The sequence below is a fragment of the Micromonospora sp. AMSO31t genome, assembly GCF_008868175.1.
GTDB lineage: Bacteria > Actinomycetota > Actinomycetes > Mycobacteriales > Micromonosporaceae > Micromonospora.
The window spans coordinates 1-13,482 of record NZ_WBKT01000158.1; the positions used below are offsets into that span (position 1 = coordinate 1).

Consider the following 13,482-nt stretch of genomic DNA (forward strand, 5'->3'; position numbering starts at 1 on the left):
GTGCCCCGGACGGACGGCGGCGTACGGGTCTGGGCGACGGTCGGGCTCGGCATGCCGGTCTGGGCCGCCGCGCCCGCCCCCGCCACCCCGGCCCAGCGGGTCGGCACGGTCAACATCGTCGTGTACGTGCCGGCCCGGCTCGGCGACGCCGCGCTGGTGAACGCGGTGGCCACGGCCACCGAGGCGAAGGCACAGGCGATCTGGGAGCTGGGGTTGCCGGCCACCGGCACCCCCACCGACGCGGTCACCGTCCTCTGCCCGGCCGACGGCGATCCGGCCCCGTACGCCGGCCCCCGCTCGGCCTGGGGCGCCCCGCTGGCGCGGGCCGTGCACGCGGCCGTCCTGGCCGGCGGCGCCGGCACCGTCGTGCCGTGGTCCCACCGGCGGGAGGGGTGAGCGTGGACCGGCCCCGGCCCGGCCGACGGGTTTTCCGACCGATCGGCCCTCGTCGCCGCGCTTCCGGGCCGGTAGCGTCGCCCACGATGTACGCTGCCGCCCTCTCCGTGTCTGGTCCCCGTCGCCGCCGCTCCGCCGGTCCCCGCGCGCGCCTGGCCGCCGCCGTCGGCGCCGTGCTCGTCGTCCTGCTCGCCGCCGGTTGCGGCGACGCCGGCTCCGGCGACGGGCCCCTCTGGCAGCCGGGCCAGGGCGGGGGCTCGACCGCATCCGGGGGGCCGGCCGAGGGCGACCAGGCCGCCGCGCCGAGCGGGTCGACCGAGAAGTCGATCTCGCTGACCGCGACCGGGGACGTGATCATGGGCAACGCCCCGTCCCGGCTCCCGGGCAACGGCGGGAAGGGCTTCTTCGACGACGTCAAGGCCGCGCTCAAGGGCGACCTCGTGATGGGCAACCTGGAGGAGCCGCTCACCGACGACACCGGCGCCGGCAAGTGCGGCCCGAAGCCGAAGAACTGCTACCAGTTCCGGGCGCCCCCGGGCTGGGCGGCGCACCTGCGCTCGGCCGGGTTCCAGCTGCTCAACCAGGCCAACAACCACGGCTACGACTACGGCCAGCAGGGCTACGAGAACACCCAGTCGGCGCTGGAGGCGCACGGGCTCAAGCACACCGGCGCGCCCGGCGAGATCACCGTGGTCGACGTCAAGGGCGTGAAGGTCGCCGTGGCGGGCTTCTCGTCGTACCCGTGGTCGAACAGCCTGGTCGACATCGACGCCGCGAAGCAGGTCATCACCATGGCCAAGGGCATGGCCGACCTGGTCGTGGTGCAGGTGCACATGGGCGCCGAGGGCGCCGACCGCACCCGGGTGAAGCCCGGCACCGAGATGTTCTTCGGAGAGAACCGGGGCGACCCGATCCGCTTCTCCCATGCCGTGATCGACGCCGGCGCCGACCTGGTGATCGGGCACGGCCCGCACGTGCTGCGCGGCATGGAGTTCTACAAGGGGCGGCTGATCGCCTACAGCCTGGGCAACTTCGCCGGCGGCGGGAAGTCGCTGAACAGCTCCGGCCGGCTGGGCTGGGGTGGCGTGCTCAAGGTCTCGCTGACCGCGAAGGGCCGCTTCGTCGGGGGCGAGTTCACCTCGACCGCGATGAACAGCGTGGGCCGGCCGGCCGTCGACGGGCAGGACCGGGGCCTCGGGCTCGTCCGCGAGGTGAGCCGGGCCGACTTCCCGGAGACCGGCGCCAAGCTCGACGGGAGCGGCAAGATCAGCGCTCCGGCGGGTGGCTGAGCGGCACCGCCGCCCGCGTGGGCCCGACGGGACGTCGTCCCCGCGACGTAGGCTGACCGGCGTGACCACGCCCTCCCCCGAGACCGACCTCGGTCGCACCCGCCGTGCCCGGCGGATCGGCCGGGTGCTCACCGAAACCCACCCCGACGCGCACTGTGAACTCGACCACTCCAACGCGCTGGAGCTGGCCGTCGCCACGATCCTGTCGGCGCAGTGCACGGACAAGAAGGTCAACGAGGTCACCCCGAAGCTGTTCGCCCGCTACCGCACCGCGGCGGACTACGCCGGGGCCGACCGCGCCGAGCTGGAGGAGCTGATCCGGCCCACCGGCTTCTACCGCAACAAGACCAGCTCACTGATCAACCTGGGCCAGGCTCTCTGCGAGCGCTACGACGGCGAGGTCCCCGGCCGGCTGGCCGACCTGGTCACCCTCCCGGGCATCGGGCGCAAGACCGCCAACGTGATCCTCGGCAACGCCTTCGACGTCCCCGGCATCACCGTCGACACCCACTTCCAGCGGCTGGTGCAGCGCTGGCGGCTGACCACCGAGACCGACCCGGTCAAGATCGAGCACGCGATCGGCGCGCTCTACCCGAAGCGCGACTGGACGATGCTGTCGCACCGGATCATCTTCCACGGCCGGCGGGTCTGCCACGCCCGCAAGCCGGCCTGCGGCGCCTGCACGCTGGCGAAGCTCTGCCCCTCGTACGGCACCGGGCCGACCGATCCGGTGGCCGCGGCCAAGCTGCTCAAGGGGCCCCGCGCCCGGGACCTGGCGGCGGCCGTCGGCCTCGACCCCGACCTGGTGCCGCAGCAGGCCGTCGCGGCGGAGGTGCCGTGACCCGCCGGCTCGCCCACCTGCTCGTCCCGCTGCTGCTCGCGGTCGCCGGCTGCACCGCCACGACCGAGGAGCCGGCCGGCCCGGCGCCGGCCACCCGCGCCGAGCGCCCCTCGCCGTTCGCCGACTGCGCCCCGTTGACCGCCGCCCCGGCGTCCGGCCGGGCCCCGTCCGGCGCCGCCGGCGATCCACTGCCCGACCTGGCGCTCTCCTGCTTCACCGGGGGCGCCCCCGTGAACGTGCGCGACATCAGGGGGCCGGCGGTGATCAACGTGTGGGCGTCCTGGTGCCCGCCGTGCCGCAAGGAGCTGCCCGCCTTCCAGCGGCTCAGCGAGCGGGCCGGCGGCCGGTTGCAGGTGATCGGGGTCAACAGCCGGGACAGCCGCGGCGGCGCGCAGTCCATCGGCGAGGACTTCGGCGTCCGGTTCCCCATGCTGGTCGACCAGGGTGACGCGTTCGAGCGGGCGCTCGGCCGCAACGCCTTCCCGCTGACCGTCCTGGTCGACGCCGACGGGCGGATCCGGCACACCGACTCGACCGGCGCGCTGGACGACGCCCGCCTCGCCGAGCTGGTCCGCACCCACCTCGGGGTGCGGCTGTGACCCGGCGGCCGCCGGACTGGCTCGACCCGCTGCTCGGCCGGCTCGGCACCGCGCGGGCCGAGGACTTCACCCGGCTCACCACGCCGGAGAGCGGCGGCCGGGAGAGCGCCGTGCTGGTGCTGCTCGGCGAGGAGCCCGGCGCCGGCCCGGATGTGCTGGTCCTCCAGCGCGCCGCCACGCTGCGCAACCACGCCGGGCAGCCGGCCTTCCCCGGCGGCGCGGCCGACCCGGAGGACGCCGACGCCAGCGCCACCGCCCTGCGCGAGGCGAACGAGGAGGTCGACCTCGACCCGGCCAGCGTGACCGTGCTGGCCGAGCTGCCCAAGCTGTGGATCCCGGTCAGCGACTTCGTGGTCACCCCCGTGCTCGCCTGGTGGCACGCCCCGCACCCGGTGCACCCGCGCGAGCCGGCCGAGGTGGCGCACGTCGCCCGGCTGCCGGTCGCCGAGCTGGTCGACCCGGAGAACCGGATGCGGGTACGCCACCCGAGCGGCTGGATCGGCCCGGCCTTCTCGGTGCGCGGCATGCTGGTCTGGGGCTTCACGGCCGGGGTGCTGCACACGCTGCTGGACATGGGCGGCTGGGCCCGCCCGTGGCCGCGTTCCCGGGTGGTGGAGCTGCCGCCGGCCGCTGCCGCCCCGGCCCCCTCCGCCGGCACCGACGCGGTCGACGAGAGCCCTGTCCGCTGACCCGGCGGGCATCACCCGCACGGATCCGAAGGTCACGTTCAGCGAGCGGTCAGCCTGTTGCGGGCACGGTGCCCGTACCCTGGGGGCGTGTCCGCCGTGGATCTCGTACTGCTCCTGCTCATGCTCGTGTTCGCGATCAGCGGATACCGTCAGGGTTTCGTCATCGGGGCCCTCTCGTTCTCCGGCTTCTTCCTGGGCGCGCTGCTCGGCCTGCAGCTCGGGCCCCTGGTCGCCCGGCAGTTCAGCGACAGCGGGACCCGCGTGCTGATCTCCCTGGTCGCCATCTTCGGGCTGGCCGTGCTGGGGCAGGCGCTGGCCGGCTGGCTGGGCTCGAACCTCCGGGCCGCGATCACCGGGCCGGCCGGGCGGAAGATCGACGACGCCGGCGGCGCGGTCATCTCGGTCTTCGCGGTCATGCTGGTGGCCTGGCTGGTCGCCGTGCCGCTGGGCTCCTCGTCGGTGCCCTGGCTGGCCTCCTCGGTGCGCAACAGCGCCCTGCTCACCGTGGTCGACCGGGTCCTGCCGGACCAGGCGCAGGAGCTGTCCACGGCACTGCGCGACACGGTCGACACCAACGGCTTCCCGGACGTCTTCGGCGACCTCGCGCCGACCCGGGCCCGGCAGGTCTCCCCGCCCGACCCGACGCTGGCCAACTCGCAGGTGGTGAAGAACAGCCAGCGGGCGGTGGTGAAGGTGCTGGGCTCCGCGCCGAGCTGCGCGCGCCGCATCGAGGGCTCCGGCTTCGTCTACGCCGACGACCGGGTGATGACCAACGCGCACGTGGTGGCGGGCACCCGGTCGGTGGCCGTGGAGCTGCGCGGCGAGCGCTACGACGGCGAGGTCGTCGTCTACGACCCCGCGCGGGACCTGGCCGTGCTGCACGTTCCGGGGCTGCCCGGGCCGTCGCTGCGCTTCGCCGCCGGCGAGGCCGGCAGCGGGGCCGACGCCATCGTGCTGGGCTTCCCCCTCGACGGCCCGTACGACGCCCGCCCGGCCCGCATCCGGGACGTCGACCGGATCACCGGGCCGGACATCTACTCGTCCGGTGACGTGACCCGGGAGATCTACACGATCCGGGCGCTGGTCCGCAGCGGCAACTCGGGCGGCCCGCTGGTCTCCTCGAACGGGCTGGTGCTCGGCGTGATCTTCGCGGCCGCCGCGGACGACCCGAACACCGGCTTCGCGGTGACCGCCGCCGAGGCCCGGTCGGTGGCCCTGGCCGGCGCGGAGCGTACCCGGGGGGTCGCCACCGGCGAGTGCACCTGAGCCGCCGGTGATCCAGCCGCCGCCGGTGGTCAGCCGGCGGCGGTCCTGGCCGGGGTCACGTCGCCGCCGGAACGGCGGAGCGGCAGCCTGGCCCGGCCCCAGGTGCGCGTGCGGTCCAGCACCGCGCGCGCCATGATCGCCACGCAGGCGCCGCCGTTGAGGAAGGACGCCACCACGTCGCTCGGGTGGTGCATGCCCCGGTACATCCGGGTGAGCGCGACCCCGACCGGCACCAGCACGAGAAGGGCCCACCAGCCGACCTTGGCCGGTGTGCTCCGCGCCCGCAGCGCGAGCAGCACCGCGATGCCGACGTAGAGCGCCATCGCGGCCGAGGTGTGCCCCGAGGGGAAGCTGGAGGTCGGCGGCGAGTCGTCCATGTGCTCGACGGCCGGCCGGTGGCGGTCGATGACCATCGTGGTGAAGAGGAAGATCAGCGCCTGCGCGCTCACCGCGGCGCAGAGGAAGATCGGCTCCCGCCAGCGGTGCAGCACCAGCCGCAGCACCAGCGCCACCAGCACGGTCACCACGACGATCAGCTGGGTGCTGGCCAGCGTGCTGAACACCAGCGAGACGTCGTTCCAGTCGGATGTCCGGTGCGCGGCCAACTCGCGGTTGACCGTGTCCTCGACGGTGAACGGCCAGGTCGTCTCGAGCACCCGGGTGACCAGCAGGCCCAACCCCACCAGGACGGCGAAGAGCAGGGTGACCGGCAGCAGCACCCGCCGGGCGATCTGGACCGCGACATCGGACATGGGGCGCTCAATACCCCGACCGGTGCCCGACTACGCGCGGCGGCCGTCCGGCTCCGGCTCGGCCAGCTCCGGCTCAACGCCCTCCCGGACCGTACGCGCCGGCCGCCGGCCGACCCGGGTCCGCCAGGTGGAGAACGCGGCCGCGGTGGCGGCCACCACCGCCACGCCGAGCAGCCAGCCGCCGACCACGTCACTGGTCCAGTGCACGCCCAGCGCGATCCGGCTGAGCCCGGTCAGCACCGCGATCAGCGCCGCGGCCGCCCAGAGCACGCCGCGCCACGGCCGGCTGTGCCGGGCGAACGGCAGGAACACCAGCAGGAGCACCCCGGCGGCCAGGGTGGCGTTCAACGCGTGCCCGGACGGGAAGGAGTAGCCGGCCGCCCGGGCCACCGGGTCGAGCAGGTCCGGCCGGTGCCGGCCCACGAGCAGCTTGAGGAGCGCGCCGAGCAGCCCACCGACGGTCATCGTGGTGACCACCCAGAGGGCCAGCCGGGGCGCGCCGCGCCACAGCAGCCACACCACCACCCCGAGGGCGGCCACCCGGAGCGGGCCGGGCCCGAAGACGTGGGTCCAGACCTCCGTCAGCCGGACCCAGGCCGGGTGGTCGACGGCGTACCCGTGCAGCGCGTCGGTGATCGCGGCGTCCAGCCGGGACAGCGGCGACCACGCGCCCAGCACCAGCAGCGCGAGCAGGGCGAACGGCACCAGCACCAGGAACGCGGCGGTGGCGGCCAGGGTCAGCCGGAGCCCCAGCGAATGGTCCGGGTCGAGGCGGCGGCGCCGCCAGGACCGCTCGCGAGTGGAGATCAGACCGCCGGGCGTGTTCATGCGCTGTTCCCTACCCAGGGTGAGGCCCGGTCAGACGGGCGGTCCGAGGACTCCAGCTCGGCCGCGCCGCGACCTGGAGCCGTCGTCGGTCAGCGGCGGGACTGGCGCACCCGGCGGACCACCAGCGCGGCGCTGGTGACCAGGGCGACGAACAGGGCGAGCCCCGGCCAGAGCCGCTCCCGCGCCGAGTCGGTGACCTGGCCGGCCGGGCGGGCCGCCCACCGGGTCTGCTGCTCCGGTGCGGCGACGGCGAACGGGTCGCCGCCCGCCCCGGCGGCCCGGGAGTCCGGGCCCATGCCGGGCGCCCAGCCGAAGCCCACCGTTCCGGGGGAGCCGTTGTCGTCGAGCGGGTTGCGCGGCACCGGCGGCACGTCGGCGGTCAGCGCCGCCACCGGATCCACCATGCCGTAGCCGAACCGGTCGTCGCGGCCCGTGGGCCCCAGGTCCCGGGCCGTCGTGGTGATCCGGTTGACCACGTCCGCGGCCGACATCTGCGGGTACCGGGCCCGGACCAGGGCCGCCGTCGCCGCGACCAGCGGCGCCGCGAAGCTGGTGCCCTGCACCAGCCAGTATCCGCCGGGACGGGCGCCGTTGATGGCGGTGGCCGGGGCGCTGAGCACCGTCTCGTGACCGGTGATGGAGCCGGACCAGAGGTTGTCGTTCCCGTCGAGCCCCGTGACGGCGAGGACGCCCGGCTCGCGGGCCGGGTACCAGACATCGCGGCCCTTCGAGGTGGCCAGGTTGCCCGTGCAGGCGACCACCACGACGTTGCGCGCGAAGGCGTAGTCGATGGCGGCGGCCAGGGACTCGCTCGTGTCGCTGCCGCCGAGGGAGAGGTTGATCACCCGAGCGCCGTGGTCGACCGCCCAGCGCACCCCGTCGGCGACGGTGCCCGCGTCGTCGTACCGGTTCTCCTGGTCGAGCACCCGGACCGGGAGGATCTTGGCATCCGGTGCCAGCCCGACCGCGCCGCGGTCGTCGTCCCTGCGCCCGGCGATGAGGCCGGCCACCGTGGTGCCGTGCCCCACCGGGTCGGGCCCGTCGACGCCTCCCGAGACCAGGTCCACGCCGGACAGCACCTGGCCGGCCAGGTCCGGGTGGGAAGCGTCCACTCCGGAGTCGACCACCGCGACGATGACGCCCCGACCGGTGGAGGTCTGCCACGCGGCCTGTGCCCGCAACGCGGCGAGTTGCCACTGGCCGTCGCGGCTCGGGTCCGCCCCGGTGAACTCGTCCACCGGCGCCAGGCGGGCGGTGGCCGGTGCGGCGGTGGCCTGGGCGGGCGGGGCGAGCGGACCGGCCACGGCGGCCACGGCCGCCACCGCGGCCAGCAGCGCGCGACCGGCGAGACGCCGGGGAGGCGCGGTGGGAACTCCATGCCGATCCCTGGTCACATTCCCCAGCCATTTCATCGCGTCAGACACATGCTGCTCGGAGATTACCGGTTTTCCCGCGCCTCACGGTGCAACTCCGGTCACGGAGGTGGGAGATGGGCCAGCTGTACCAGTCGTACGCCCTCGCGCCGGGTCACCAGCCGGCCGCGGCCCGGTGGCAGCGGCCCCGCCTTCACCTGGCCGACGAGCGGGCCCTCCTCCGGGCCGCCCGACATCACCAGCCCGGCCGTGGACAGCTCCCGCAGCCGCTGGATGATCGGCTCGAACGAGGTCCGGCCGGCGCCACCGGAGCGGCGCGCCAGCACCAGGTGCAGGCCGACGTCCCGGGCGTGCGGCAGGTGCTCCTCCAGCGCCCGCAACGGGTTGGTCGGCCCGCCGGCAACCAGGTCGTAGTCGTCCACCAGCACGAACAGCTCCGGGCCGGTCCACCACGACCGGGTACGCAGCTCGGCCGGTGTGACGTGCGGCCCCGGCAGCCGGCCCTGGAGGTAGCCGGCCGCCGACTCGACCAGCTCGGTCGTGTGCGGCGCGGCGGTCCCGTAGCCGATCAGGTGCGCCGTCTCGATGGTGCCCATCAGGCTGCGCCGGTAGTCGACCAGGATGACCCGGGCCTGCTCCGGGGTGAACCGCCGGACGATCGAGGTGGCCAGCGCGCGCAGGAACGAGGACTTGCCGCACTCGGCGTCGCCGAAGACCACGAAGTTGGGCTCGGTGGCGAAGTCCAGCACCACCGGGCGCAGGTCCGCCTCGGCCACCCCGATCGGAAAGGCCAGCCCGCTGGTGGCAGCCTGGTCCAGCTCGGCGTAGGGCAGGACCGGCGGGAGCAGCCGCACCCTGGGCGCGACCGGTCCCGCCCAGGACCCGGCGACGGCCTTGACCAGGTCCGCGGTCTCGTCGCCGAGGCCGGCGACCCGGGGCGCGGCGGCCAGGAAGTGCAACCCGGCCGCGGTGATGCCCCGCCCCGGCTGTTCCTTCGGCACGGTCGCCGCCAGGGCGCGCTTGACCACCATCGAGTCGGCCGGGTCGCCGAGGCGCAGCTCCAGCCGGGAGCCGAAGAGGTCCCGGATCGCCGGCCGGAAGTCCGACCAGCGCAGTGCGCTCGCCACCACGTGCACCCCGTACGCCAGGCCCCGGGTGGCCAGCTCGGTGACCAGCGGTTCCAGGTCCTCGTACTCGCCGCGCAGGGTGTTCCAGCCGTCGACCACCAGGAACACGTCGCCGAACGGGTCGGCGGCCGGGTGGCCCCCGGCCGGTGCCGCGGCCCGTCGCCGCCGCCAGGCCGCCATCGACTCCACCCCCGCCTCGGCGAACCGCCGCTCCCGCTCGGTCAGCAGGGCGGCGATCTCACCGACGGTCCGGCGTACCGCGGTGTCGTCGGTCCGGCCGCTGACCCCGCCGACGTGCGGCAGGTCGCGCAGCGCGCCAAGCGTCCCGCCGCCGAAGTCCAGGCAGTAGACCTGCACCTCGGCCGGGGTGTGGGTGAGCGCCAGCGCGCAGACCAGAGTGCGGAGCAGGGTGGACCGGCCGCTGCGCGTGGTGCCGACCACCGCGACGTGCCCGGCCGCGCCGTCCAGGGCCAGCCACAGCAGGTCCCGGCGCTGCTCGAACGGCTTGTCCACCACGGCCACCGGCACCTGGAGGGCGCCGTGCAGCTCCGGGTTGCCCACGGTGAGGCCACGCGCCGGATCCGCGCCGACCGGGCCGAGCAGCTCGTCCAGCGAGGGCGCGGAGTCCAGCGGAGGCAGCCACACCTGGTGCGCCGGTGGGCCCTGCCCGGCCAGCCGCCCCACCATCAGGTTGAGCAGGCTCTCGCCGGTCTCCTCCTCGGCCGGCAGGGCGGCCGAGGTCGCCGGCTCGGGCGCCGGCACCAGGTGGGTGGAGAAGGCGAGCAGCCGGGGTCCGGCGGCACCCGCCCCGCCGGCCGGGCCGCCGCGCGGGCGCACCCTGTCGGAGACGTACGCGGCCTTGAACCGGACCAGCGGGTCGGTGCCCGAGCGCAGGTAGCCGTGCCCCGGGCTGCGGGGCAGCTCGTGCGCGTCCGGCACGCCGAGCACCGTCCGGGACTCCAGCGCCGAGAAGGTGCGCAACCCGATCCGGTACGACAGGTGGGTGTCCAGCCCGCGCAGCCGGCCCTCCTCCAGCCGCTGGGACGCGAGCAGCAGGTGCACGCCGAGCGAGCGGCCCACCCGGCCGATCTGCACGAAGAGGTCGATGAAGTCGGGCTTGGCGGAGAGCAGCTCGGAGAACTCGTCGCAGACGAGCAGCAGCGACGGCAGCGGAGCGAGCGGGGTGCCGGCCGCCCGCGCCCGCTCGTAGTCGCGCACGCTCGCGAAGTTGCCGGCCCGGCGCAGCAGCTCCTGCCGGCGCATCAGCTCGCCGTTGATCGCGTCGACCATCCGGTCGACCAGCGACAGCGCGTCGGCCAGGTTGGTGATCACCGCGGCCGTGTGCGGCAGCCGTTCGAACGGCGCGAAGGTGGCGCCGCCCTTGAAGTCGACAAGCACGAAGTTGAGCTGCTCCGAGCTGTGCGTGGCGGCGAGCCCGAGCACCAGTGTGCGAAGCAGCTCCGACTTGCCCGACCCGGTGGCGCCGATGAGCAGCCCGTGCGGGCCCATCCCGTCCTGCGCCGACTCCTTGAGGTCCAGCTCGATCGCCCCGCCGTCGGCGCCCACCCCGATCGGCACCCGGAGCCGGTCCCGGGCCGCCCGGGGCGTCCAGCCCTGCTCGGCCGTGAAGCTCTCCGGCTCGCCGAGGCCGAGCAGCTCGGGCAGGCCGGGTTCGGCGCCGGGCGGGGCGTCCGGTCCGCGTGCCGTGCCGGCCAGGCGCAGCGGGGCGAGCCGGCGGGCGACCGCCTCGGCGTCGGCCGGCTCCAGCGCGTCGGCCGTGCCCACCTCGGCGTGCCCGTCGGTGGACTGCGAGTGCAGCCGGCCGTCGACCAGGTCGAGCAGGAGGGCGTACCGGTCGAGCAGGCGCGGTGGCGGGCTGTCCAGGTCGAGCACGGTGACGGCGTCGATCCCGCCGTCGCCGGCCAGGTCGGTGGCGCCGGTCAGGTCGCCGCCGTCGAGCACCACGACCACGTGCGGCCCGTCGGTGGCCGGACCGGCCGGGCTGAACCGGGAGCGGCTGCCCAGCACGTCGCCCAGGAGCCGTTCCAGTTCCGCCGCCGAGCTGGTGACCAGCCGGACCGGGCCGAGCGCGTCGGTGCGCGCCGGGTGGTGGGCGTGCGGCAGCCACTTGACCCACTCCCATGCCGCCCGGCGTTCCGGCCCGGCGCAGACCGCGACGAGCAGCTCGTCGGGGGCGTGGAAGACGGCGAGCTGGGTGAGCACCGCGCGGGCCAGCGCCTGGGCCGCCGGGGAGCCCGCCCCGCGGACGTCGCCGGCCGGGCCGCGGACGAAGACCCGGGCGAAGCTGCGCAGCGAGAGCGCCACGGGCAGGTCCGGCACCACCGAGTACGCGTCCAGGAAGCGTCGCAACGCCCCCGCGGTCATCGGCTCCAGCTCGTCGAGCGGCCGGGTGACCGGCGGGAGCAGCGGAGTGGCCAGCGTCTGCGGGCCGACCCCGACCCGCACCACGGCGAAGTCCGGGTCGCCCGGCCGGCGCTCCCAGACCCGGTGGCTGTCCACCGTCGACCAGAGCCGCCCCGGGTCGGGGTGCCGGTAGTAGAGCCCGGCCCGCTGTGCTCCGGCGGTCTCCCGGACCCGGCGGCGCAGCGCGGCGAGGTGCCGGAGGTATTCCCGGCGGGCGGCCATCATTTCCGACTTCTTCGGCCCGGCACTGCCCCACGAGGTCACCAGCATCGCCACCGAGGAGAGCCCGAACATGCCGCCCACCACGTACGAGTAGGCCCCGCCGCCCCGGCCGAACATCATGGCCATGGCCACCGTCCCGCCGAGCATCGGCAGCACCATCAGCGCCTGCTGCCAGCGCCCCCCGGCGACCGCGGGGATCTCCGGCGGCGCCTCCACCGGCAGCTCGCCGGCCGGGATCTCCGGCGCCGGGCGGCGCGGCGGCCGCTTGATGACGACAGTGGACACTCGGCCTCCCCATGGCTCTCGGTAACCTGAGCCTGGCTCATCGTAGGTAAAGTCCACTCGTCCGTCAGCCACCGTTCCCGCTCGATATGGAGAGACATCGATGACAAGCGGGCTGGCCCGGGTCACGATCAGCGCCCCCCGGCGGCGGGTCGACGTGGCCCTGCCGGAGCAGATCCCCCTCGCCGAGCTGCTGCCCGAGGTGCTCCGGCACGCCGGGGAGGGCCTGGCCGACGACGGCGAACGGCACGGCGGCTGGGTGCTGCGGCGCACCGACGGTGCGGTGCTGGCCACCGCCCAGGCGCTGCTGCCCCAGGGCGTCCGCGACGGCGAGGTGCTGCACCTCGTCCCGGCCCGCGCCGAGTGGCCCGAACTGGAGTACGACGACGTCATCGAGGCGATCGCCGACGGTGCCCGCCGCCGCGGCGCCGCCTGGTCGCCCCGGGCCACCCGGGCCGCCGCGCTGGCCGGGGCGGGGATGCCGCTGGCCGTCGGGCTGCTCGCCGTCCTGGCTGCCGGCCCCGGGCCGCGCAACGGCTGGCCGGTCGCCGCCGTGGTGGCCCTGCTCCTGGTGCTCGCCGCCACCGCCGCCTCCCGGGCCTACGGCGACGGGCCGGTCGGGGCCACCCTCGGCGGCTACGCGCTGCCCTGGGCCGCCGCGGCCGGCGCCCTGGCGGTCGGCTCCGGCGACCCGGTCGGCCCGTTACGTCCGCTGCCCTGGGTCGGCGCGCCCGAACTGCTCGCCGGCTCGGTGGCGCTGCTGCTGGTGTCGGTGCTCGGCCTGCTCGGGGTGGCGAGCCGGTCCCGGGTCTTCCTGGCCGGCGCGACGACCGGCGTGGCCGGTGCGGCGGCCGGCCTCGGTGGGCTGTTCCTCGACCCGGCCGGCACCGCCGCGGTGCTGCTCTGCGCGCTGGTCTTCGCCCTCGGCGGGCTGCCGCTGCTGGCCATCCGCCTCGGCAAGGTGCCGCTGCCGCCGATCACCCTGCCCGTGCCGGCCGGCACCCCGCCCGGCGTCCGTGGCCTGCCCGACCGGGCCCGGGTGCACGCGGCCGTGGCCCGCACCGAGGAGATGCTCACCGGGATGCTGCTCGGGCACGCCGTGCTGGCCGTCGCGGCCACCGCGGTGCTCGTCACCGCCGGCGGGCTCGCCGGCCGGCTGCTGGTGGCGGTGGGCTGCGGGGTGCTGCTGCTGCGCTCCCGGCTCTTCGTGGCGGTCCGGCACCGGGTGCCCGCCGTCGCCGCCGGGCTGGCCGGGTACGCCCTGCTCGGGGCGGTGCTCGCCGACCGGGCCGGTCCGGCCGGCCGGCTGGCGCTGAGCGTCGGCGGGCTGGTCCTGGCCCTGGTCGCCGTCGCGGCCGGCGCCACGTACGCCCGGCGGCCGGTCTCCCCGTACC

Annotated in this window: 11 protein-coding genes; 7 read left to right on the plus strand and 4 right to left on the minus strand. The window is 75.8% G+C overall.

What is annotated here, in order from left to right:
• From F8274_RS25365 to F8274_RS25390, 6 genes are all read left to right on the plus strand, one after another.
• The coding region (locus tag F8274_RS25365) for an adenosylcobinamide amidohydrolase (protein ID WP_151464879.1) at positions 1 to 396 on the plus strand (396 nt) is incomplete at its 5' end.
• 86 nt (positions 397 to 482) lie between these two features.
• The gene (locus tag F8274_RS25370; protein WP_151464880.1) at positions 483 to 1,685 is read left to right on the plus strand and encodes a CapA family protein; all 1,203 of its coding nucleotides are present in this window, start codon (positions 483 to 485) and stop codon (positions 1,683 to 1,685) included.
• Between the two features lie 61 nt (positions 1,686 to 1,746).
• Complete coding sequence (nth, locus tag F8274_RS25375; protein WP_151464881.1) at positions 1,747 to 2,526, plus strand: endonuclease III; 780 nt, start codon at positions 1,747 to 1,749, stop codon at positions 2,524 to 2,526.
• Positions 2,523 to 3,125, plus strand: coding sequence for a TlpA disulfide reductase family protein (locus F8274_RS25380; RefSeq protein ID WP_151464882.1), 603 nt, complete (start codon positions 2,523 to 2,525; stop codon positions 3,123 to 3,125). The genes nth and F8274_RS25380 overlap by 4 nt, the downstream gene beginning before the upstream one ends.
• Complete coding sequence (locus F8274_RS25385; protein ID WP_151464883.1) at positions 3,122 to 3,814, plus strand: CoA pyrophosphatase; 693 nt, start codon at positions 3,122 to 3,124, stop codon at positions 3,812 to 3,814. The genes F8274_RS25380 and F8274_RS25385 overlap by 4 nt, the downstream gene beginning before the upstream one ends.
• 87 nt (positions 3,815 to 3,901) lie before the next feature.
• A complete protein-coding gene (locus F8274_RS25390) occupies positions 3,902 to 5,080 on the plus strand; it encodes a MarP family serine protease (RefSeq protein WP_151464884.1) in 1,179 nt (392 codons plus the stop codon).
• Positions 5,081 to 5,109: 29 nt separating this feature from the next.
• On the opposite strand, the gene F8274_RS25395 is transcribed toward F8274_RS25390, so the two are convergent.
• From F8274_RS25395 to eccCa, 4 genes are all read right to left on the minus strand, one after another.
• The gene (locus F8274_RS25395; protein WP_151464885.1) at positions 5,110 to 5,832 is read right to left on the minus strand and encodes a phosphatase PAP2 family protein; all 723 of its coding nucleotides are present in this window, start codon (positions 5,830 to 5,832) and stop codon (positions 5,110 to 5,112) included.
• Between the two features lie 30 nt (positions 5,833 to 5,862).
• Positions 5,863 to 6,660, minus strand: coding sequence for a phosphatase PAP2 family protein (locus F8274_RS25400; protein ID WP_151464886.1), 798 nt, complete (start codon positions 6,658 to 6,660; stop codon positions 5,863 to 5,865).
• Positions 6,661 to 6,749: 89 nt separating this feature from the next.
• Positions 6,750 to 8,072 carry a type VII secretion-associated serine protease mycosin gene (mycP, locus tag F8274_RS25405; RefSeq protein WP_192579981.1) on the minus strand — a complete coding sequence of 441 codons (1,323 nt, stop codon included), beginning with the start codon at positions 8,070 to 8,072 and terminating at the stop codon, positions 6,750 to 6,752.
• A 62-nt stretch (positions 8,073 to 8,134) separates the two neighbouring features.
• Positions 8,135 to 12,091, minus strand: coding sequence for a type VII secretion protein EccCa (eccCa, locus tag F8274_RS25410; RefSeq protein ID WP_151464887.1), 3,957 nt, complete (start codon positions 12,089 to 12,091; stop codon positions 8,135 to 8,137).
• Between the two features lie 100 nt (positions 12,092 to 12,191).
• Here eccCa and eccD point away from each other — a divergent pair.
• The coding region (eccD, locus tag F8274_RS25415; RefSeq protein ID WP_151464888.1) for a type VII secretion integral membrane protein EccD at positions 12,192 to 13,482 on the plus strand (1,291 nt) is incomplete at its 3' end.